The sequence below is a fragment of the Caulobacter vibrioides genome (assembly GCF_002310375.3).
GTDB lineage: Bacteria > Pseudomonadota > Alphaproteobacteria > Caulobacterales > Caulobacteraceae > Caulobacter > Caulobacter vibrioides_D.
Window position 1 is genome coordinate 3,723,722 of sequence record NZ_CP023315.3, and the last position, 20,886, is coordinate 3,744,607.

Here is a 20,886-nt window from a genome sequence, read left to right on the forward strand (position 1 = left end):
AATACAGGAACATGCTCAAGTTTTGAGGTCGCATTCTGTGACCTCAAAGGGCGACCATGACCAACCTTATCGACCCGATCCACGCGCCGGCGCCACCTGCGGTGTTCGAAGTTCGCCGCCAATGGGTGGTCCTGGACGCCGATCTGGCCCGACTTTTCCAGGTGGAAACCAGAAACTTGAACCAGCAGGTTCAGCGGAATGCGCGGAAGTTCGAGGGGTTCGCCTTCAGGCTTTCCAACGAGGAGCGCGCGAACTTGACATCACAAAATGTGATTTCAAGTGACGGGCATGGCGGCCGGCGCCACCTGCCCTTTGCCTTCACCGAACACGGCGTCGTCATGGCCGCGACCGTCGTGAAATCCGAGCAGGCCATCACAGCCACGCGCCTTATCATCCGCGTTTTCGTCGAAGCGCGACGGAAGGCGCTGGACGGCAGCAACCTGCCCGGCCTGATGGACGCGCGGCGACTGCCCTCGCTGGAGGTCCAAACCCGCCTCACCCTCAGCGGAAAGCTGAACGACGCCCTGGGCCGGGTGCTGGACGCCATCGCAGACCCCGTCGCCCAGACCACTGTGCGCGACGAGGCCCGCGTCCTGGCCGCAGAGGGTCTTGCAAGCCTCAAGGAACATCTCCGCACGGCCGGCGTGCAGAACGAGAAGACCCTGGCCGAGGTTCGCAAGCTGCTGGCCGAGGCCGAGGCGCTTGAGGCCGAGACCGCGCTGCGCGTGACCGAGACCCAGCATCGGCAGTTGGCCCTGCTGGCCAAGCAGCTACGACTGGTGCTGGTCGCCCAGCAGGCCCTCGACCGCGGCGGCGTCGAGGATCTGCTGGCCGTCTTGAAGGACCTGGAACGAAGCTAGTTCGCCAGGATGTCCCCGAACCAGTCCGTCTCGCCGATCGGCGGGCCGGGCGGGATGTCGACCTTGGCCTTGCCGCCTTCGACGAGGGCCGCCAGGCGTGCGCCGGTCTCGTCGGCGACGATCCCGGCCAGGAACCGCGCCTGGGCGCGGTCGGCGCCGTCGGCGCCCGCCTTGGTCAGGCCCTTGCCCCAGTCGGCCAGGCGGGCGCGGATCACGGCGGCCGCGGTCGGCGACAGGGTCTTGTCGTTCAGGGCCTGGGCCAGGCTGACGACCAGACGTTGGCGCACGCGCCGGGCCAATTCGGCCTGACGCACGGAGGCCTTGCCGTCGAAGGCGACGGCGGCGAACGCCTTGTCCATCACGCCCTCGAGACCCAGTTGGGCCGGGTCGCGACGCTTGGCCTCGACCAGGCGGTTCAGGCGTGCGGGCGCAAACAGCGCGCTCCAGACCAAGTCCGCCGCCACCTCGGACGCGGCGGGCAGGTCGAAGACCGGGCCCTGGCCGAAGGTCTCGATGTCATAGGCCTTGTCATTGCCCTGCGACTGGCCCGCATTCAGCACGTCCAGCGTCTTGTCGCCAAGGTCGAGCGCGGCGGGCGACAGGGTGCGCAGCAGGGCGTCGACGGCGGCGGCCTGCTGCGCGACCGGAACCACCTTGCTGGCCTCATGGCCGTCGCCCTCGGCGCCGTAGGTGAAGTCGATCCCGCCGACCAGCTTGGCGGTCGCGTCGACCTGGTAGCGATGGAAGATGTAGATCGGCACGACCACCCGGCGCAGGTCGGCGACCGATGCGCCCTTGGGCAGATTGCCGAGCCCGAAGCGGTCCAGCGCGACCTTGCGCACCGCCATCAGGTGATCCAGCTCGGCGACCGGATCGCTTCCGTTGTCCCAGACCGCGCCCAGCGGATGGGCCGTGTCGGCGCTGCGGGCGTCCTCGTCGGAGACATAGCGCAGACCGGCCGCCTGGCTCCTGTCGGCCTTGGCCTTGAGCCAGGCCTTCTCGTCGGCGCCGGCGGGCGCGGGGCTATACAGCCAGTCGATGGCGAACTTGTCCCAGGCCCCGAGACCCCGGCCATAGGCGTCGGTGAAGTCCAGCTTGCCGTCCTTCAGCGCGATCTTGGGCGCCGGATAGTCCATCACCGAGGCGCGGTCGCCATAGGTGCTGGCGGCGAAATTGTGCTGCAGGCCGATCGAGTGGCCGATCTCGTGGGTGGCCAGCTGGCGAAGGCGGGCCAGCGAGATCTCGATCGGGTCGTTGGGCCCGCCCTTGCCGGTGGCGTCGGCGCCGGCCAGGCCCTCGAAGATCAAGCGGTCCTGGCGAATGCGCTGCGAGCCCAGCAGCACGTCGCCCTTGATGATCTCGCCGGTGCGCGGATCGACCACCGCGTGGCCGTAGGACCAGCCGCGCGTCTGGCGGTGCACCCAGTTGACGACGCTGTAGCGCGCATCCAGCGGGCTGACCCCTTCGGGCAGAACCTCGACCTTGAAGGCGTCGATGAAGCCGGCCGCGTCGAAGGCCTGCGCCCACCAGCGCGCGCCATCCATCAGGGCCGAGCGCACGGGTTCAGGCGCGGCGCGGTCGATATAGAACACGATCGGCGTCTTGACCGGCGAACGCGCGGCGGTCGGGTCGGTCTTTTCCAGCCGGAAGCGGTGGACGAGGCGATGCACAAGCGGCTCGTCCAGCGGCGCGGAATAGTCAGCCACCGTATGGTCGATCACGCCGACGCGCGGATCGTTCTGGCGCGGCTGATAGCCGGGCTCGGGCAAGGCGACCAACGAGTGGTGCAGAACCAGCGTGACGTTGCGCGGATCCGGCACGATGCCACGCACCTCCGACCCCGGCTCATCGCCGACGAACGTCTGGACGGCCTCCAGCTCGATGTTCTTGGGGAAAGCGTTCACCGCGCCGGTGTCGGCGTAGGACAGGCCATCGTTCAGGCGGAAATCGCCTTGCTTGCTACGCTTGAGCGTCCTGGCGACACCTTGGGCGTCACGGGTCAGGAACGCGGTCACGTCGACCAGCAGGCCACCGTCCGGCCCCTCGGCCTCGATCGCATTGGACCAGACGCTCGAGATCGGGAACGACTCGGCCACCGCCTGGCGCTCATCGGCCGAGCCGCGCGCGGCCGAGAACCCCCAGTTCTCGAACTGCGCCACGACCTTGCCGCCCACCTTGCGGAAGGCGATGATCTGGGTGTCGCCGGGCGCGGAGCGATCCAAACCCGTCGGGTTCGAGCCAAGGCCGGCGCGCAAGTAGGTCTGGTAAAGGTAGCGCCCCGCGACGCCGTCGGCGCCAGGCTTGGGCAGCAGCAGCAGAATCCGGCCGTCCTTCTTGTCGACGAACACCGGGACCAAGCCGTCCTTCCGCTCCAGCCCGGCCGTGGCCTCGGCGAACTTGTCGACGCTCTTGGTCGAAGCCTTCGCGGCGGGCGCCTTCTGAATCGCCGCCGCGGGCGTGACCATGGCCAGCGCACACGCGCTGGCCATCAGCGAAACGATAAAATGCTTACCCATGGTCCCCTCGCGCCCTCGACTCGCCACCGACTGTCCGGTCGGCCTGGCCGGAAATCAATCCACAAGACCAGACACCCGCATGTCGTGTTTCGCGAACGCGGGACAATCCGCCGCAGGCCGAAATTAGGGTCTCATTTACCGCCACACGAACACGGTCAACGCGCAGTTCAAGCTTGACCATTCCACCTCCAGCCCATGGTTCAAATGCTGCGCCTCAATGCGTTCCTGAAAGTCCTGACTGTCGCCCTGATGGTCGGCATGACGATCGCCATCGCCGCGGCGACCTTCGGCCTGCTGCATCTGCGGGTGGGCGGGCCGATCGCCAATCGCCAGGCCGCGGCCTTTGACCTCGTCGCCGACATCCTTCCGCCACCGGCCTATCTGGTGGAGAGCATGCTGGTGGTCGAGCAGGGCAGCCAGGATCCCAGCGCCGCCGAGGCCACCCTGGCCAAGCTGGCCGCGCTTCGCGCCGACTATGAAACCCGCATCGCCTACTGGCGAAAGTCGGAGATTCCCGAGGACGCCAAGGCTTCGCTCGCGCGTCTGGATGAGCATGGTCGCGCGTTCTGGCGCGAGTTGGACCAGACCTACGCGCCGGCCCTGAAATCGGGCGACGTGATCGCGGTCAACATGGCCGCCGCCAAGTTGGATGGACACTACCGCCGGCACCGCGTCGGCGTGGACGAATTGACAGCGAAGGCGCGGTCCATGGTGGCCGACGCGGCCAATGAGTCACATAGCGCCTCCCTCACCGTGTTCGCGGGCTTGGGCGTGGTGGCGATCGCCATGCTGGGGATGATCCTTCTGGGCGTCGGCGCGCTGCGTAAGCGGATTATCGATCCGCTGGCGCGCATGACCGCCTATATGGGCCGGCTCGCCGAGGGCGATTACTCGCAAGAACCGCCGATGCGCGAACGCAAGGACGAGGTCGGCGACATGGCCGCCGCCGTTTCGGTGTTCCGCGCCGCAGCGATCGAACGTCGACAGGCCGTCCAGCAGGAGAAGGATCGCGAGGCGGCGGCGCGCGAGGAGGCCTTCGCAGCGGCGGAAGCCGAGGCCCGGGGCCGCCGTTCGTTCGTGGTCGACGCGCTCGACGAGGGCTTGCGCCGGCTGGCCCAGGGCGATCTGTCACAGCGGATCGACGCCGCGTTCCCCGAAGAGTTCGAACGCCTGCGTCGCAACTTCAACGACTCGATCGTCACGCTGCGCGACACTATCCACCAGGTCGTGTCCAGCGCCGGCGCCGTCGGCGGCGGCGCGCGGCAGATCACCGTGGCGGCCGACGACCTCGCGCGGCGCACCGAGCAGCAGGCCGCCGGGCTGGAACAGACCGCTGCGGCGCTCGACGAGGTGACGGCGACGATCAAGACGACCGCCATCAACGCCCGCACCGCCTACAATGAAGTGGCGCTCAGCCGCGACCTGATCGGCGCGTCCAGCGCCGTGGCCAGCGAGGCTGGGGTGGCGATGGAGCGGATCGACACCTCGTCGCGCAAGATCGGCCAGATCATCACCGTGGTGGACGAAATCGCCTTCCAGACCAATCTGCTGGCGCTCAACGCCGGGGTCGAGGCCGCCCGCGCGGGCGAGGCCGGTCGCGGCTTCGCGGTCGTAGCCATGGAGGTGCGGGCCCTAGCCCAGCGCTCGGCCGACGCCGCCAAGGAAATCAAGACCCTGGTCGAGGAGGCCAGCCGTAGCGTCGAGAACGGCGTGGAGCTGGTCGGCCGGGTCGGCGACGAGCTCACCGGCGTCGTCGCCCAGTTCGGCAAGATCCAGACGCTCGTCGAGGGCATCGCCCAGGCGGCTCACGACCAGGCCACGGGCCTGGGCGAGGTCAACAGCGCCGTCAGCCAGATGGATCAGGTCACCCAGCAGAACGCCGCCATGGTCGAAGAGACCACGGCCGCCAGCCATAGCTTGACCAGTGAGGCCCGCCAGCTGGCGCAGCTGATGGAGCGGTTCCAGACCGAGGGCGGTGCGACGGTCCTCGCGGCGTAGAACCCTTTAGCGTCGGATGGCTCCATCCAAACGCGACAGGCTCTAAGCCCTACATCCGCTCCGGCGCTTCGATCCCCAGCAGCTCCAGCGTCAGCTCCAGCTGGCGCAGGGTCGTTTCGGCCAGGGTCAGGCGCGAGGCGCGCAGCGTTTCGGTGTCGGCGCTCACGATCGGGCAGGCCGCGTAGAACTTCGAGAACGACTGAGCCAGCTTGTAGGCGTGCTCGGCCACGAAGTTCGGCGCCTTCTTGTCGTAGGCCTCCTGCAAAGCCCCCTCGAAGGCGTCCAGCAGCATGGCCAGGTCGCGCTCGGCCGGTTCATGGATCTCGATGCGACCGGCCACAGCGCCGCTCTCGGCGGCGCGGCGCAGCACGCTCTTGATGCGCACCGACTGGTACAGCAGGTACGGACCGGTCTTGCCCTCGAAGCTGGTGAAGCGGTCGAGGTCGAAGACATACGAGGTGCCGCGGAAGTTCTGCAGATCGGCGAACTTCAGGGCCGCGACACCGACCTTGTGGGCCGTGTCCTCGAACTGCTCTTCGGAAAGCTCGGCGCCCAGGCCCGCTTCGCGCAGGCGCTCACGCGCCTTCTCGCGGGCCATCTCGATCAGATCGTGCAGCTTCAGGACGCCGCCGGCGCGGGTCTTGAACGGCTTGCCGTCGGCGCCGTTCATGGTGCCAAAACCGATATGCTCCAGCGAGCCCTCGTCGGCGTAGCCGGCCAGATAGGCGGCGCGGAACACCGTCTCGAAGTGGTCGGCCTGACGCTGGTCCACGCAGTAGAGGATCAGGTGCGGGTCGAACGACTTGCGACGATCCAGGATCGTGGCCAGATCGGTCGTGCCGTACATGGCCGAGCCTTCCGACGACACCACCAGCAGCGGCGGCACGTCGCGCTTGTCGCCCTCGCGGGCCACGCGGACGATGCGCGCGCCCTGGTCCTGCACCAGCAGGCCCTTGGCCTCCAGCTGCATCACCATCGGCTCGATCAGGTCGTTGACGTCGCTCTCGCCCTTCCACAGGTCGAAGTCGACGCCCAGCGCATGGAACTCACGCTCCAGCGCGACCCGGCTGACATTGACGAAGTGACGCCACAGCAGACGATAGCCGAAGCGGCCGTTCTGCAGTTCGGCGGTCGCCTTGCGCGCGCGCTCCTTGAACGCCGGATCTTCCTTCTGGCGCACCGAGGCGGCCGGATAGATACGATCAAGGTCGGCCAGGGTGATGCGCTTTTCGAACTCGGCCATCACCTTGGCCTCGTCGGCCGACGAGAAGCCGCGCGGGGCCTCCGGCAGCTTTTCCATCAAGGCGTTGATGAACGGGTCCTCGTCCATGATGGCGCTGATCAGGAGGCCCATCTGGAAGCCCCAGTCGCCGAAGTGGGCGTCGCCCACCACGTCATCGCCGCGGAAGCGATACAGGCGCTTGATCGACTCGCCGATGATCGAGGCGCGCAGGTGCCCCACGTGCATCGGCTTGGCGACATTCGGACCGGCATAGTCGATCAGCACGCGACGCGGCGTCTCAAGCAGCTGGGCGCCGGTGCGGTCATCAGACGCGATTTCGCGGGCGCGGGCCGAGAGGGCCTCATCGCTGACGCGCATGTTGATAAAGCCGACGCCGGCGATCTCCACCGAAGCCAGGCGCGGATCGCCCTTCAGGATCTCGACGACCTGCACCGCGATCTCGCGCGGATTACGCTTGGCGCTCTTGGCGGCCGCAAGGGCGCCGTTGCACTGGAAATCGGCCAGGTCTGGTCGGTCGGAAGCCGTGACGCGTCCGAACTCGGGAGGCAGTCCGGCGGCCTGGAAAGCGGCCGCGGCCGCCTCGCTCAAGGACCGCTTCAAATCGTTCATTGCTTGGTGGTCGTCCCTGGTTGGGTTTGGCCTTGTTGGGCCTGGCCTTGCTGGGCGGGCGCCGTCTGTCCGGCGTTGACCCGGAAACGCTTGCCGTCGCGGTTGAAGGCGGCCATCGCCGGCGTCACGTCGAAGCCCAGCAGGACCTCGAAGTTCCCGCCACTGACCTTTTCGTCAGCGCGGGGGATGGTGATCTGTTCGATCGTTTCGCGCGCATAGACGCGGTCCTCGCCGGCGGCGAAGCTGACGGGAAGGTCGAAATATTCCTTGGCGATTACGGCCTGGTTCCGCTCGGTCACCGCCACCCAGTAGCGATAGACGTACTTATCGCCGGCCGCCTGCGGACCACGGCCCAGCTGGAACAGCGCCTCGATACGGATCTTAATCGGCTCATCGCCCTTATAGGCGCAGCCCGAGGTCAGGCTCTGGATCTCACCGGTGAAACCGGCCTGGGCGGCCGACTCCTTGCCGTCCTTGAATTCGACAAAGCGGCCGGCGTCGTAGAGCACCTTCACATACGGGCAAGGACCGGCGTTGCGCAACTGCGCCAGCGGCGCCTTGGGCTGGTTCCACTCTTCGTCGCGCTTGCGCTTCTTGGCCGCGTCGTCCTCGCCACCGCCCTGGTCGCCGCGCGATTGGGCGTGGACGGCCGTCGCCGTGGTCGCGGCGATCGAGACAGCCATCAGGGCGCTGAGGGCGAGCGTGAAAGTGCGGCGCATGAAACGTCGGTTCCGGACACAAGAGCCAAGCGGGGCCACAGCGCCCCGCCAGCGTCATGCAGCCTGATAAAGGCATATGCGTGACGTCGCAACGACGCAGACTCCTGGCGAACGGACCTTCGAGACGCTAGTTTCCACGCCATGAACGCTCAGACCCCGATCCGACGCCCGATCTCCCTCGTGCTGGCCAGTCCGCGCGGCTTCTGCGCCGGCGTCGACCGGGCCATCCAGATCGTCGAGCGCGCCGTCGAGAAGTTCGGCGCGCCGGTCTATGTGCGCCACGAGATCGTCCACAACCGCCACGTGGTCGACCGTCTGAAGGCGCTCGGCGCGGTGTTCATCGAGGAGCTCGAGGAAGCGCCCGACGATCGCCCCGTGGTCTTCTCGGCCCACGGCGTGCCCAAGTCGGTGCCGGCCGAGGCCAAGGCCCGCCAGATGATCTATCTGGACGCCACCTGCCCGCTGGTCTCCAAGGTCCACGTCGAGGCCCAGAAGCACTATGACGCCGGCCGCGAGATCGTGCTGATCGGCCATGCCGGCCACCCCGAGGTGATCGGCACCATGGGCCAGCTGCCCGAAGGCGCGGTCACCCTGATCGAGGACATCAACGACGCGGCGACCTGGACACCCAAGGACGCCGGCAATGTGGCCTTCCTGACCCAGACCACCCTGTCGGTCGACGACACCGCCGACATGGTGGCCTTGCTGCGCGAGCGCTTCCCCGGCATCGCCGCGCCGCACAAGGAAGACATTTGCTACGCCACCACCAACCGCCAGGACGCGGTCAAGCATCTGGCCGAGCAGTCCGAACTGATCCTGGTGGTCGGCTCGAAGAACTCGTCCAACTCGGTGCGCCTGAAAGAGGTCGGTCTGAAGGCCGGGGCCCGCGACGCCCACCTGATCGACGACGCCTCGGGGATCGACTGGGCCTGGTTCGACGGGATCTCGCGCGTGGGCCTCACCGCCGGGGCCTCGGCGCCGGAGGACCTGGTGCAAGGCGTCATCGACGCGATCTCGGCGCGGTTCGACACCACGGTGGAGGAACTGGTCGAGGCGCGCGAGACGATTACGTTCAAGCTGCCGCGGTTGCTGACGGCTTAGGGAGCGGGCGCTGTCGTCACGTCATCGGTCATCCTGCGCGGGACGACGGGGTTTGGCGTGGGACCTGAACCTTCGAATGTCCGCCTAGGATGGTGAGGGGCCAAATCCTCCCCCTAGCGGGGGAGGTGTCGGCGAAGCCGACGGAGGGGGAGTTGGGCAAGCTCAGAGTGTCTTCCCCCTCCGGCCTTCGGCCTCCTCCCCCCTGGGGGGAGGATCTGCGTCTTCGGCCCCGGCGTGCGCCAGTAAGGTCGCGGCTCTTTCTCTGTGCGTCCTTCGAGGCTCGCCTTCGGCTCACACCTCAGGATGAGGAAATCCGTTGCTGAACACCTCATCCTGAGGTGCGCGCGCCTGAGCGCGCCTCGAAGGACGCAGGGAGCCCCTTGACCGCCAGCGCCCGCTCACGCATCCCGGCGGCATGGCCGTCTATACCGACATCACCGACCAGGAACTCGAAGCCTTCCTCGGAGGCTATGACCTCGGCGCGCCGCTGGCGTTCAAGGGCATCGCCGAGGGCGTGGAGAACTCCAACTTCCTGCTGGAGACGGAGAAGGGGCGCTACATCCTCACCGTCTACGAGCGGCGGGTGAAGGCGGACGACCTGCCGTATTTCCTGAACATGCTGACCTGGCTGGCCGACAGGGGCTATCCCAGCGCCCGGCCGATCCCGACCCGTAGCGGCGCGACGCTGTCGAGCCTGCGTGGCAAGCCCGCCGCCATCGTCGAGTTCCTGCCCGGCCTGTCGGTGCGCAAGCCCACCGCCGCCCACTGCCGCGAAGCCGGCGAGGGCCTGGCCTGGCTGCATCTGGCCGGCGAAGGCTATCCCGGCCGGCGCGCCAACGATCTTGGCCAAGCCGCCTGGTCGCCGCTGTTTTCCAAGCACCGCAAGGCCGCCGAGGACCTGAAGCCGGGCCTCTCAGCGACGATCGACAACGACCTGGCGCAGCTGGCCCTGATGTGGCCGCGCAATCTGCCGTCCGGCGTCATCCACGCCGACTATTTCCCCGACAACGTCTTCTTCCAGTCAAACGGCAAGTTCGCTGCGGCGATCGACTTCTATTTCGCCTGCGACGACGCCTACGCCTACGACGTGGCCGTGACCCTGAACGCCTGGTGCTTCGAGGCCGACGGCAGCTTCAACATCACCGCCGCCAAGGCGTTGCTGAACGGCTATGAGCGTCGCCGGCCCTTGAGCCCGATCGAGAAGGAAGCCCTGCCGATCCTGGCGCGCGGCGCGGCGATGCGGTTCTTCCTGACCCGCCTGGCCGACTGGGGCTCGACCCCGGCCGGCGCGCTGGTCAGGCCCAAGGACCCGCTGGAATACGAGCGGAAGCTGGCCGTCCACCGGGAAGGCCTCGTGCTGTTCTGATGACGCCGAAAGTCACGATCTACACCGACGGCGCCTGCAAGGGTAATCCGGGCCCCGGCGGCTGGGGCGCGATCCTGTTCTATGGCGACAAGAAAAAGGAAATCTGCGGCGGCGAGCCGGGGACGACCAACAACCGCATGGAGCTGATGGCCGCCATCCAGGCGCTGGAGCTCCTGAACCGTCCCTGCGTGGTCGAGCTGCACACCGACAGCCAGTACGTGATGAAGGGCATCCAGGAGTGGATCCGCGGCTGGAAGGCGCGCGGCTGGAAGACGGCCGACAAGAGCCCCGTGAAGAACGACGACCTGTGGAAGCGGCTCGATGCGGCCCGCGCCCGGCACGACGTCGACTGGCGCTGGGTCAAGGGCCACGCCGGCCACCCCCTGAACGAACGCGCCGACGCCCTGGCCAATGAGGGCCTGCGCCAGGCCAATCCGCGGGTGATCTAGAAGCCCGCTGTACGCGCCTCGGCTGCGGGCTCCGACGCATAGGTCGCCAGCACATCCGGATCCCAGTTCGGCAGGATGCGGCCAAGATTGATCTCGATCCAGTCGGCGAGGCCCCGCACCCGCTCGGCGACCTCGAGGCCCAGAGGCGTCAGGCTGTACTCGACATGCGGCGGCACAACTTCGAAGGCCTGACGGCGCACGAAGCCGTCGCTCTCCAGGTGTTTGAGCGTCTGGGCCAGCATCCGCTCGCTGACGCCGCCGATCTGGCGCTTCAGTTGGCTGAACCGCAGCGTGCGCTTCTCGAGCGCCATCAGCACCAGCACGCCCCAGCGGCTGGTGACGTGGTTCAGCACCTCCCGCGAGGGGCAGGCGGCCGCCATCAGGTTCCCCTGCATGCCGCCGGTAGTGATGACTTCGGAGAGCGGCCGGCGCGGGGCCGTTTCAGAAGGGTTGGGCTTTTCCATACTTACCTTCATGTACGTACTTATGAAAAGTAAGCAAGGGTCCTAGATGACGATCATCCGCTAAACAGGAGCAGGAACATGACGATCATCGCCGTCACGGGCGCCACCGGCCAACTGGGCCGCCTGGTCATCGAACAACTGAAGACCCGCGCGCCGGCCGAGACCCTCGTCGCCCTGGTCCGCGATCCGGCCAAGGCGGCCGACCTGGGCGTCCAGGCTCGCGCCGCCGACTACGACAAGCCAGAGACGCTGACGGCGGCGCTGGCGGGCGTCGATGTGCTGCTGCTGATCTCCAGCGACGCGGTCGGCCAGCGCATTCCCCAGCACCGCAACGTGATCGAAGCCGCCAAGGCCGCCGGCGTGAAGCGGATCGCCTACACCAGCATCCTGCACGCCGAGACGACCCCGATCGGCCTGGGCGTCGAGCACCGCGCCACCGAGGCGATGATCCGCGACTCCGGCCTCGCCTACACCCTGCTGCGCAACAGCTGGTACCTTGAGAACTACGCGGGCGCGATCACCGGCGCGCTTCAGGCCGGCGCCTTCGTCGGCAGCGCGGGCGAAGGCCGCGTCTCGGCCGCCACGCGGGCCGACTACGCCGACGCCGCGGCCGTGGTGCTGAGCAGCGAAGGCCACGCGGGCAAGACCTACGAGCTGGCTGGCGACGAGGCCTTCACCATGGCCGATCTCGCCGCCGAGGCCTCGCGCCAGACCGGCCGCGACCTGCCCTATAACAACCTGCCCGAAGCCGCCTACGCCGAGGTCCTGAAGAGCATCGGCCTGCCGCCGCCGGTGGCCGCCATGCTCGCCCAATCGGACATCGGCGCGGCCCAGGGCGGGCTGTTCAACGACGGTCGGCAGCTCTCGCGCCTGATCGGTCGTCCGACCACGCCCTGGGCGGCGTTCGTCGCGGGCGTCCTGGAGTCGCTCTAACCCCACCTCGCCGCGACCGCTCGCGAAGTCTGTGGGCGGTCGCGGTTTTCCGCTCGCCAGGGCGCGGCGGGTCTGCGACTCAGCCGGGATGAAAATCGTCGGCTACTATCGCGTCCCGCCTGCGCCGGGGGTGTTCTTCAGCCCCGCCCAGGAAGAGCGACTGCTGCTGCTGGGTTGCGAGCAGGTGTTCAGCGACCGCTGCCTGGCCTCGGGCGTGGTGCGTCCAGGGCTGGATCGCGCCCTTGAGGCGCTGGAGCCGGGCGGCGTGCTGGCCGCTCCCAGCCTGCACGCCCTGGGCGGTGATCTGGTGGCGGTGATGGACGCCGTGCTGAAGCTGCGCGCCCGCGACCTGCATCTGGTGATCCAGCAGCCCCCGATCGACACGCGCGAGGACCCAGGCTTCTTCGAGGCCTGCCAGGCCCTGGCCGCCTTCAACGGCGAACGCGCCATGGTCCGCCGCGCCGAGACCGCCCTGGTCGCCAAGGGCGCTAAGGCGGGCGGGTTGAAGGGCCTGAAGGCGCCGCCCCCGGCCGAGGCCGAGGACGCGGAAGACGAGGACGAAGAAGATGAAGGCTAGGCCAACGCCTTTCCTTGTCGTGTCATCCCGGCCGTAGCGTAGCGAAGAGCCGGGACCCAGGGGCAACTGCATTGCGCTTGGCCCCTGGGTCCCGGATAGCCTCTGCGAGGCTTCCGGGATGACACGGGTTTTATGACTTTTGAGCCGTGGGGCGAGGCCCCTAGACCTTCAGCCGATACCCCGTCTTGAAGATCCACCAGACCGCGCCCAGGCACACCGCCAGGAACACCGCCGTCATGGCCAGGCTGATCCCCACCCCCACATCCGACTGGCCATAGAAGGCCCAGCGGAAGCCGCTGATCAGATAGACCACCGGGTTGAACAGGGTGATCTTCTGCCAGATCTCCGGCAGCATCTTGATCGAATAGAAGCTGCCGCCCAGGAAGGTCAGCGGCGTGACGATCAAGAGCGGCACGATCTGCAGCTTCTGGAAGTCATCGGCCCACACCCCGATGATGAAGCCGAACAGGCTGAAAGTGACCGAGGTCAGCACCAGGAACAGCAGCATCACGAACGGGTGGGCGATCTCGAACGGCACGAAGATCCGGGCCGTGGCCAGGATCAGCAAGCCAAGGCAGATCGACTTGGTCGCCGCCGCGCCGACATAGCCGGCCACGGTCTCGTACCAGGCCACCGGCGCCGACAAGAGCTCATAGATCGTGCCCGCCCACTTGGGCATGTAGATGCCGAACGAGGCGTTGGAGATGCTCTCGCTGAGCAGCGACAGCATGATCAGGCCCGGCACGATGAAGGCGCCGTAGCTGATCCCGTCGATGGCCTGCATGCGCGAGCCGATCGCCGAGCCGAACACCACGAAATAGAGGCTGGTCGACAGCACCGGCGAGATGACGCTCTGGGCCAGGGTGCGGAACCACCGCGCCATCTCGAACTTGTAGATGGCCTTGATCGCATAGAGGTTCATTGCGGGGCCCTCACCAGGCTGACGAAGATGTCTTCCAGCGAGCTCTGGTCGGTCTTCAGGTCCTTGAACTCGATCCCCTGCTCGGAGAGGCGCTTCAGCAGGTCGGCGATGCCGGTGTCCTCTGCCTGGGCGTCGAAGGTGTAGACGAGATCGGCGCCGTCATTCGTCAATGACAGGTGCGGATCGGCGAGGCCGGCCGGCAGAGCCGCCAACGGCTCCTTCAGGTGGACCGTCAGTTGCTTCTTGCCCAGCTTGCGCATCAGGACGGTCTTGTCCTCGACGAGGATGATCTCGCCCTTGTTGATCACCCCGATCCGGTCGGCCATCTCCTCGGCCTCCTCGATGTAGTGGGTGGTCAGGATGATGGTGACCCCGCTTTCCCGCAGGGCGCGGACCATCTCCCACATGTCGCGACGCAGTTCGACGTCGACGCCCGCCGTGGGCTCGTCGAGGAACAGGATGGTCGGCTCATGGCTCAGCGCCTTGGCGATCATCACCCGGCGTTTCATGCCGCCCGACAGCGCCATGATCTTGCTGTCCTTCTTGTCCCACAGAGACAGGTCGCGAAGGATCTTCTCGATCAGGGCGTCGTTGCGCGGCTTGCCAAACAGGCCGCGCGAGAAGCTGACCGTGGCCCACACCGTCTCGAAGGCGTCGGTGTGCAGTTCCTGCGGCACCAGGCCGATCTTGGTGCGGGCGGCGCGATAGTCGCGGACCACGTCATGGCCGTCGGCCAGGATCACGCCCTGGCTCGGATTGACGATGCCGCAGATGATGCTGATCAGGGTGGTCTTGCCCGCCCCGTTCGGCCCCAAGAGCGCAAAGATCTCGCCCTGCCGGATATCGAGGTCGATCCGCTTGAGGGCCTGATGGCCCGACGCATAGGTCTTGGTCAGACCCTGTACTGAAATGATGGAAGTCACGCCGTCTCCCCTAAACACGGCGATGCAGCGCCGCGCGGCCCAAGCTTGGCCAGTCAGCGCTAGATGGTGACGCAGCGGCAAGATAACAGGGCCGCGCGCCGCGATCTGTCAGCCGCGACCTCAGGTCGGTATCTTGCGCACCTTGAGGGTCGCGCCGTCCACCCCGACGACCACGACTTCCTGGCTGATCGCCGGGATCGGCTCGTCAGTCTCGGCCGCCCAGTCCTTGCCGTCGATGAAGACGCGCCCGCGCCCCTGCTCGAAGGTCGACAGAACCTGGCCGCGCTGGCCGACCAGCCGCTGCATCGGATCGTTCAGATCCGGCCCCGTGGCCTCCAGCACCGGTCGAAGATAGCGCTTGGCCAAATAGGTCGAGGCGATCGCCAGCGCCGCGAACAGGCCAAGTTCGATCACGAAGCTCGTATGCAGCAGTTGGGCGATGGCGCCGACGACAAAGGCGCTGGCGGCCGGCCATAGCAGCCAGCCCGTGCCGGTGGCGACCTCGACCGCCAGGAAGGCGGCCGCGACGGCCAGCCACAGCCAGAAGGGATGCAGGGCGTGGAAGCCGACGATCGCGTCCATTCCGTTACTCTCCGCGCTTGCCGCCGACGGGGGCGCTGGTCGCCCCCCGCGCGGGCGGGGTCGGACGCGACGCGTCGGCGCCGAGCGACTTGATCAGCTCGCCCACGCCCGCGACCGTACCGGTTAGGCCAGCGAAGTCGGCGGGGACGATGACGGTCTTCTGTTGCGGGCTGCGGGCCAGCTCGGCGAAGGCCTCGACATACTTCTGGGCCACGAAATAGTTGATCGCGTTGACGTCGCCCTTGGCGATGGCCTCGGAGACGAAGGCCGTCGCCTTGGCCTCGGCCTCGGCTTCGCGCTCGCGGGCCTCGGCGTCGCGGAACGCCGCCTCGCGGCGGCCTTCCGCCTGCAGGATCGCCGACTGCTTCTGGCCCTCGGCGCGGGCGATCTGGGACTGCTTCTCGCCCTCGGCCTCGGTGATCACCGCACGCTTCTCGCGCTCGGCCTTCATCTGGCGAGCCATGGCGTTGGTGATGTCCGGCGGCGGGGTCAGGTCCTTGATCTCGATCCGCGCGACCTTCACGCCCCACGGACCGGTCGCATGGTCGATCGTCGAGAGCAGGCGGGTGTTGATCGCGTCCCGTTGGCTGAGCACCTCGTCCAGCTCCATGGAGCCGACCACGGTGCGCAGGTTGGTCTGAGCCAGTTGGGTGATGGCGTACATCAGGTTGTCGACCCGATAGGCGGCCGCCGCAGCGTCCATCACCTGGATAAACACGATCGCGTCGACCTTCACCGAGACGTTGTCCTTGGTGATGACCTCCTGCTGGGGCACATCCAGGACCTGCTCCATCATGTTGACCTTGCGGCCCACCGTCTCGAAGAACGGGGTCAGGATCGAGATGCCCGGCTTGAGCGTGCGCGTGTAGCGGCCGAAGCGCTCGACCGTGAACTCGCGGCCCTGCGGCACGATCTTGATCGCGCTGAACAGCAGCACGAAGGCGAAGGCCAGGAAAACCAGTACGACGATGCCGCCCAAGACGGTCGCTCCCCCAACTTGAAGTTGGATGGAGGTTAGCGCGCTCCTGGGTCGACCGCCACGGAATCCGGCGCCGGGGCGACGCCGCGGACCTCGCGCATGGTCTGGGACAGCTTCAAGGCCAGGGCCTGGCCCTTGCGCGCCACCGCCTGCTCGGCCTTGCGGCTGGCGTCATCACAGATCGGGTACTCGCTGCGGCGCGAGGCGAAGCCGGTGTTGAACCGTTCACGCATCTGGGCGTCGAAGGCCTGGTCGGCCTGCTCCACCTCGGTCAGCCGCACCATGCGCGAGCGCCAGTATTGGTCGCCTTCGCCCTGGCAGGTCTGACGCAGGGCGTGGCTTTCGCCCAGCGCGTAGGCGATATCCAGCAAGCGTTGGCGGTCCTCCGGCGCCCTTTCCTGGGCCAGGACCGGAGCGGCGATCAGGCTCGCCAGACAGAGGCCAATGAGGAACGGACGCGACATAGGCTGGTTATCGCCAACTCCCGGGCCGCTGTCACGACCACGCCTCCCAACGCGCGAACGCAAATGCGGTGACGCTTGGGGACAAGTTTCGCCGCAGTGCAGAAAAAAGTTCGCAAAATAAAGGCCTTGCGATCGCCACGGATCGGGTCTTCCCTGTGGATACTGCAAGGAGGTCTGACCATGACTGAGGTGCATTACGGCGTTGTGCGGGTTGGCGACCATTGGGCGATCGTCGGTGAAAACCTTCGGTTCGGCGCCTATGAAACGCGAGGCGAGGCTCAGGCGGCCGTACGTCGCCTGGCGGAGTTTCCAGCGGGCCTTGGCCTGCCGGTGATGCTGCATGAGCAGGAAGACGACTGGGTGTTCCCCGGCCCGACGCTTTTGAGCTAGCGCATTTTTCGAGCGAAGTGGTCCCGGTTCGCGTGAAGAAAAATGCGTCAAAGCAGAAACCTAAAGCGCGCGGCCTGACGTAGTCAGGTCGCGAAACGCTCTAGGCGGCTTCGGCCTCATCGGGGCCATACAGTAGCGGCTTGACGAACCGCCAGACCTGCAAGGTCGACGCGATCGCCCCGACGATGGAGGCGACGACCTGGAACGCTTGCCAGACGAGGCTGATCAGCGGGTCTTCGCCCAGTATGGCGGCCAGCGGATAGATCAGGTTGCTGACCGCGATCCGGAACTCGGCATAGGCGGTCGAGTACTCCACCGACGCCCCGGCGATGGCGGCGGTGACCACCACCGCCAGCACCGGCGCCCACAGCAGCGGCAACACCAGCAAGAGCGCCAAGGCCGTGATCAGCGACTTGGTCGACAGGCCGACGTCCTTGACCACCGTGATCCCGACCCCGGCGATCACCGCCAGCCCCAGCAGAGCCAAGGCGATCGGTAGGACGAGATCAGCGGCCGCCGCCAGCGGCGTGCGCACGCCAAAGACCATGACGGCCGTCACCACAAGCGTGCCGACAAACCCGCCCAGCCATAACGCGCCGTACTGACCAAGCCGCCGCCTCAAGTGCTTTCGCGCGATCATCGCCGTCTCCCCCGCGATCGGTGGGAGCGTGCTTCGGAAGAGTCTCGTCGTCCATGGGAAACTAAGCCGTGCGTGGCGCGCTTGATAGGAACCCACCATCAGGGAAGGGCCCCATGACCGCTATCGCCAGCCTTGTCCGCACCGCCGCCGACGGCAAGCCGCCGCCCTTCTCCACCAATCGGCTGCTCGCGGCCCTGCGGCCCGACGCCCTGGCCGCTTTGGCGCCGCTGCTCACGCCCATCGAGCTCGCGATCGACGCAACGCTGTTCGACTCCGGTGACGACGTGGAGACGACCTACCTGCCCTGCGGCCCGACCCAGGTGTCGCTGCTGGTGATCACCGCCGATGGGCAGGAGATCGAAGCCGCCAGCGTCGGCCGGGAAGGCGCGATCGGCGGTGTGGTCAGCGCCGGCTACAAGCCCGCCTATGGCCGCGCGGTCGTGCGCACGCCCGGTCAGGCCTTCAGCCTGCCGACGACACAACTGGAAGAGGTCAAGACGCGCGTCCCCGCCGTCGCCGACCTGTTCGATCGCTACGCCGACGTGATGATCGCCCATATGATGCAGTTGGTGGCCTGCAACGCCCTGCACCCGATCGAGCAGCGGGCGTGTCGCTGGCTCCTGTTCGCGCACGACCGCTCAGGCGACGCGCCGATCCGGCTGACCCAGGAGACCCTGGCCCAGTTGCTGGGCGTGCAGCGCACGACGATCAGCACCGTGGCGCGAACGCTGCAGGACGCCGGGATCATCCATATCGGCCGGGGTCGCCTGGAGGTGCTGGATCGCCCCGCCCTCGAAAAACGGGCGTGCGAGTGCCACGACGCCGTCGAGGCCCATTTCCACCGCCTCCTGCCGAAGGTCGAGCTCTAGGTTCTGAAGGCCGAGGCCCTGGCCAGCGCCGTCTCGGCCTCGGCCATCAGCCGCTTGACGATCTCGCCAGCCGGCAGGACCTCACGCACGCCGCCGGCGCTCTGGCCCATGGCGAAGCACGACTTGGCCGCGTCCAGGCCCTCGATCTGGCCGCCGATGCCGCCCATGGCGCCATTGCGGATCGAGACCATGGCCTGCTGCGGGAAGGCCTGGATGTCGCCCGGCCGCGCTTCCCAGTCGTCGACATAGGAGTTCTTCTTCACCCGCATCGGCTTGCCCGAGTAGCAGCGCGTGCGGACCGTATCCTCGTCGGCGGCGTCGACCACCGCCTGGCGATAGAGATCGCCGGCATGGGCCTCATGCGAGGCAATGAACCGCGTGCCCATCCACACGCCTTGCGCGCCCAGCGCCAGGGCCGCCGCCAGCCCGCGGCCGTCATGCAGGCCGCCGGCGGCGACCACCGGGATCTTCACCGCCTCGACCGCCTGGGCCACCAGCGGCAGGGTGCCGACGAGACCCGTGTGACCACCGCCCTCCCCGCCTTGGCAGATCACCGCGTCGCAGCCCGCCTGCTCGGCCTTGACGGCGTGCTTCACCGCCCCGCAGACGACCATCACCTTCAGGCCCGCCGCCTTGAGCCGTTCGATGATCGGCATGGGCACGCCCAGACCCGCCACGAAAGACGAGGCGCCTTCCTCAATGATGACCTCGACCGAAGCGGTCAGCGCATCCGGCGTCGCGGCCAGCAGGTCGACACCGAACGGCTTGTCGGTCAGGCTTTTGACCTCGCGCATCTGGGCACGGATGAAGTCCGGACTGGTGCCGGCCATGCCCAAGACGCCATAGCCGCCGGCGTTGGAGACGGCGGCGGCCAGCGGGGCGTAGGACACCCCGCCCATGCCGGCCAGCAGGATCGGATGCTCGATATCCAGCAGATCACACAGCGGCGTGCGCAGGCCCATGGTCGTTTCTCCCCGTTTATCGGGCGAGGATCAGGGCGTGGCCGCCACCTCACAAGCGTGCCGCGAGGTCAGTCCCGATCGGGCGCGCCCAGCGGGAAGAAGTGCCGATAGGGCCGGCCCTCCTCGACGCAGCGGCTGATCGACGGCCGGGCCAGCAGCCGGGCGCGATAGGCGCGCACCTTTGGGAAGGCCTCGCCGATCGGCCGCACCCAGTCGGCGTAGAACAGCGACGCCGCCGCCGCGCAGTCGGCCATCGTGAAATCCTCGCCCGCCGCCCAGGGGCCGGCGAGATGCTCTTCCAGCCACTGGTAGGCCGTATCGAGGGCGACGGCCGCTTCCGCCATCGCTTCCTTGCGCCCGCCATCGGGACGGATGGCCTCGAAGACCGGAACCGCCATCGGCGTCATCACGTAGTTGTCGAAGAAGCGATCCAGAAAGCGCACCTTCAGCGCCGCCTTGGGATCATCCGGCAGCAGTTTCACCGGCCCCGGGTGATAGAGCTGCAGATGCTCGATGATGATGCTGGACTCCACCACCGTCACCCCGTCGTCGACCAGCACCGGAAAGCGTCCCAGCGGCCACAGGGCCTGGCGCTCCTCCATCGCGGCGGGATCCTCGGGACCCAACAGGCGATAGGTGAAGGGCACGGCGTTCTCATAGAACGCGATCTGCACCTTCTGACAGTAGGACGAGAACGGATGGGCATAGAGCGACAGGGTCACGGGCGGCCTCAATCTGATTGCGTTTCGCAAGCGGTTGCCATCTAGCCATACCGATCCTACATCGCAAGCAGTTTTGGATACGATGATGTCGAACACCCTCCGCTCGGGCTGCCCGATCAACCTGACGCTTGAACTGCTGGGCGACCGCTGGAGCCTGATCGTCCTGCGCGACGTGATGTTCGGCGGCCGCCGCCACTATCGCGAACTGCTGAGCCAGTCGGAGGAAGGCATCGCGTCGAACGTCCTGGCCGATCGCCTCAAGCGCCTGGTGGCCAATGGCCTGCTGTCGCGGGTCGATGATCCCAGCCACAAGCAGAAGGCCGTCTACAGCCTGACAGAGCCGTCAATCCAGCTGGTGCCGCTGATGGCGCAGATCGGGGCCTGGGGTCGACGGCATACGCCGACCACGCCGGCGCTGGCGATCCGCGCCGAGCTTATGGAGGCCGGCGGGCCCGAGATGTGGGCGGCGCTCATGGACGAGCTGAGGGCGATCCACCTGGGTGCGCCGCCGCCTGCCCGGCGGGTGAGCGCGGAACTGCAGGCGGCGTACGAAAAGGTGTTGGCCGAGACGGCGGCGGACGTTTCGGCGGAGTCTTGA

General features: G+C 67.4%; 22 protein-coding genes. 10 read left to right on the plus strand and 12 right to left on the minus strand.

Annotated elements, in window-relative coordinates; genetic code table 11:
* The first annotated feature begins 56 nt into the window (after positions 1–56).
* Positions 57–860: an ORF6N domain-containing protein gene (locus CA606_RS17650; RefSeq protein WP_096053342.1), complete on the plus strand. Its 804-nt coding sequence runs from the start codon at positions 57–59 to the stop codon at positions 858–860.
* Here CA606_RS17650 and CA606_RS17655 read toward each other — a convergent pair.
* A complete protein-coding gene (locus CA606_RS17655) occupies positions 857–3,376 on the minus strand; it encodes a zinc-dependent metalloprotease (RefSeq protein ID WP_096053341.1) in 2,520 nt (839 codons plus the stop codon). The two genes, CA606_RS17650 and CA606_RS17655, sit on opposite strands and share 4 nt — an antisense overlap.
* A 204-nt stretch (positions 3,377–3,580) precedes the next feature.
* Here CA606_RS17655 and CA606_RS17660 point away from each other — a divergent pair, with 204 nt between their 5' ends.
* Positions 3,581–5,374: a methyl-accepting chemotaxis protein gene (locus tag CA606_RS17660; RefSeq protein WP_096053340.1), complete on the plus strand. Its 1,794-nt coding sequence runs from the start codon at positions 3,581–3,583 to the stop codon at positions 5,372–5,374.
* Positions 5,375–5,423: 49 nt separating this feature from the next.
* Here the strand turns inward: CA606_RS17660 and argS are convergent, their stop codons facing one another.
* Both argS and CA606_RS17670 read right to left on the minus strand, forming a co-directional pair.
* Positions 5,424–7,226, minus strand: a complete 1,803-nt coding sequence (gene argS / locus CA606_RS17665; protein WP_096053339.1) for an arginine--tRNA ligase — start codon at positions 7,224–7,226, stop codon at positions 5,424–5,426.
* On the minus strand, positions 7,223–7,945 hold the full coding sequence (locus CA606_RS17670) for a Tat pathway signal sequence domain protein (RefSeq protein WP_096053338.1): 723 nt from the start codon (positions 7,943–7,945) through the stop codon (positions 7,223–7,225). The genes argS and CA606_RS17670 overlap by 4 nt, the downstream gene beginning before the upstream one ends.
* A 141-nt stretch (positions 7,946–8,086) precedes the next feature.
* Between CA606_RS17670 and ispH the strand changes: the two genes are divergently transcribed.
* The 3 genes from ispH to rnhA all read left to right on the plus strand — a co-directional run bounded on the left by ispH (position 8,087) and on the right by rnhA (position 10,861).
* Positions 8,087–9,046 carry a 4-hydroxy-3-methylbut-2-enyl diphosphate reductase gene (gene ispH / locus CA606_RS17675; protein WP_096053337.1) on the plus strand — a complete coding sequence of 320 codons (960 nt, stop codon included), beginning with the start codon at positions 8,087–8,089 and terminating at the stop codon, positions 9,044–9,046.
* Between the two features lie 415 nt (positions 9,047–9,461).
* Complete coding sequence (gene thrB, locus CA606_RS17680; protein WP_096053335.1) at positions 9,462–10,412, plus strand: homoserine kinase; 951 nt, start codon at positions 9,462–9,464, stop codon at positions 10,410–10,412.
* The gene (gene rnhA / locus CA606_RS17685; protein WP_010921194.1) at positions 10,412–10,861 is read left to right on the plus strand and encodes a ribonuclease HI; all 450 of its coding nucleotides are present in this window, start codon (positions 10,412–10,414) and stop codon (positions 10,859–10,861) included. Before thrB ends, rnhA begins: the two co-directional genes overlap by 1 nt.
* Here rnhA and CA606_RS17690 read toward each other — a convergent pair.
* Positions 10,858–11,325, minus strand: coding sequence for a winged helix-turn-helix transcriptional regulator (locus CA606_RS17690; protein ID WP_096053334.1), 468 nt, complete (start codon positions 11,323–11,325; stop codon positions 10,858–10,860). The two genes, rnhA and CA606_RS17690, sit on opposite strands and share 4 nt — an antisense overlap.
* A 78-nt stretch (positions 11,326–11,403) precedes the next feature.
* Here CA606_RS17690 and CA606_RS17695 point away from each other — a divergent pair, with 78 nt between their 5' ends.
* Together CA606_RS17695 and CA606_RS17700 are read left to right on the plus strand one after the other, a co-directional pair.
* Positions 11,404–12,258 carry an SDR family oxidoreductase gene (locus CA606_RS17695; protein WP_096053333.1) on the plus strand — a complete coding sequence of 285 codons (855 nt, stop codon included), beginning with the start codon at positions 11,404–11,406 and terminating at the stop codon, positions 12,256–12,258.
* 88 nt (positions 12,259–12,346) lie between these two features.
* A complete protein-coding gene (locus tag CA606_RS17700; RefSeq protein WP_096053332.1) occupies positions 12,347–12,835 on the plus strand; it encodes a recombinase family protein in 489 nt (162 codons plus the stop codon).
* Between the two features lie 160 nt (positions 12,836–12,995).
* Here the strand turns inward: CA606_RS17700 and CA606_RS17705 are convergent, their stop codons facing one another.
* From CA606_RS17705 to CA606_RS17725, 5 genes are all read right to left on the minus strand, one after another.
* Positions 12,996–13,757, minus strand: coding sequence for an ABC transporter permease (locus CA606_RS17705; RefSeq protein WP_096053331.1), 762 nt, complete (start codon positions 13,755–13,757; stop codon positions 12,996–12,998).
* Positions 13,754–14,698, minus strand: a complete 945-nt coding sequence (locus CA606_RS17710; RefSeq protein ID WP_096053330.1) for an ABC transporter ATP-binding protein — start codon at positions 14,696–14,698, stop codon at positions 13,754–13,756. Before CA606_RS17710 ends, CA606_RS17705 begins: the two co-directional genes overlap by 4 nt.
* A gap of 102 nt (positions 14,699–14,800) precedes the next feature.
* Complete coding sequence (locus CA606_RS17715; RefSeq protein WP_096053329.1) at positions 14,801–15,262, minus strand: NfeD family protein; 462 nt, start codon at positions 15,260–15,262, stop codon at positions 14,801–14,803.
* A gap of 4 nt (positions 15,263–15,266) precedes the next feature.
* Positions 15,267–16,241, minus strand: a complete 975-nt coding sequence (locus CA606_RS17720) for an SPFH domain-containing protein (RefSeq protein ID WP_096053328.1) — start codon at positions 16,239–16,241, stop codon at positions 15,267–15,269.
* A 35-nt stretch (positions 16,242–16,276) separates the two neighbouring features.
* Positions 16,277–16,705, minus strand: a complete 429-nt coding sequence (locus CA606_RS17725) for a TIGR02301 family protein (protein WP_096053327.1) — start codon at positions 16,703–16,705, stop codon at positions 16,277–16,279.
* Between the two features lie 162 nt (positions 16,706–16,867).
* Between CA606_RS17725 and CA606_RS17730 the strand changes: the two genes are divergently transcribed.
* Positions 16,868–17,095 (plus strand): hypothetical protein, encoded by a 228-nt coding sequence (locus tag CA606_RS17730; protein ID WP_181242918.1) that lies wholly within the window; start codon positions 16,868–16,870, stop codon positions 17,093–17,095.
* Between the two features lie 100 nt (positions 17,096–17,195).
* Here CA606_RS17730 and CA606_RS17735 read toward each other — a convergent pair whose 3' ends face one another.
* The gene (locus CA606_RS17735) at positions 17,196–17,735 is read right to left on the minus strand and encodes a hypothetical protein (RefSeq protein ID WP_096053326.1); all 540 of its coding nucleotides are present in this window, start codon (positions 17,733–17,735) and stop codon (positions 17,196–17,198) included.
* Positions 17,736–17,848: 113 nt separating this feature from the next.
* Here CA606_RS17735 and CA606_RS17740 point away from each other — a divergent pair, with 113 nt between their 5' ends.
* The gene (locus tag CA606_RS17740; protein WP_096053325.1) at positions 17,849–18,604 is read left to right on the plus strand and encodes a Crp/Fnr family transcriptional regulator; all 756 of its coding nucleotides are present in this window, start codon (positions 17,849–17,851) and stop codon (positions 18,602–18,604) included.
* On the opposite strand, the gene CA606_RS17745 is transcribed toward CA606_RS17740, so the two are convergent.
* Complete coding sequence (locus CA606_RS17745; protein WP_096053324.1) at positions 18,601–19,566, minus strand: NAD(P)H-dependent flavin oxidoreductase; 966 nt, start codon at positions 19,564–19,566, stop codon at positions 18,601–18,603. The genes CA606_RS17740 and CA606_RS17745 overlap by 4 nt on opposite strands.
* Before the next feature lie 68 nt (positions 19,567–19,634).
* Complete coding sequence (locus tag CA606_RS17750) at positions 19,635–20,288, minus strand: glutathione S-transferase family protein (protein WP_096053323.1); 654 nt, start codon at positions 20,286–20,288, stop codon at positions 19,635–19,637.
* Between the two features lie 85 nt (positions 20,289–20,373).
* Between CA606_RS17750 and CA606_RS17755 the strand changes: the two genes are divergently transcribed.
* Positions 20,374–20,886: a winged helix-turn-helix transcriptional regulator gene (locus CA606_RS17755; protein ID WP_096053959.1), complete on the plus strand. Its 513-nt coding sequence runs from the start codon at positions 20,374–20,376 to the stop codon at positions 20,884–20,886.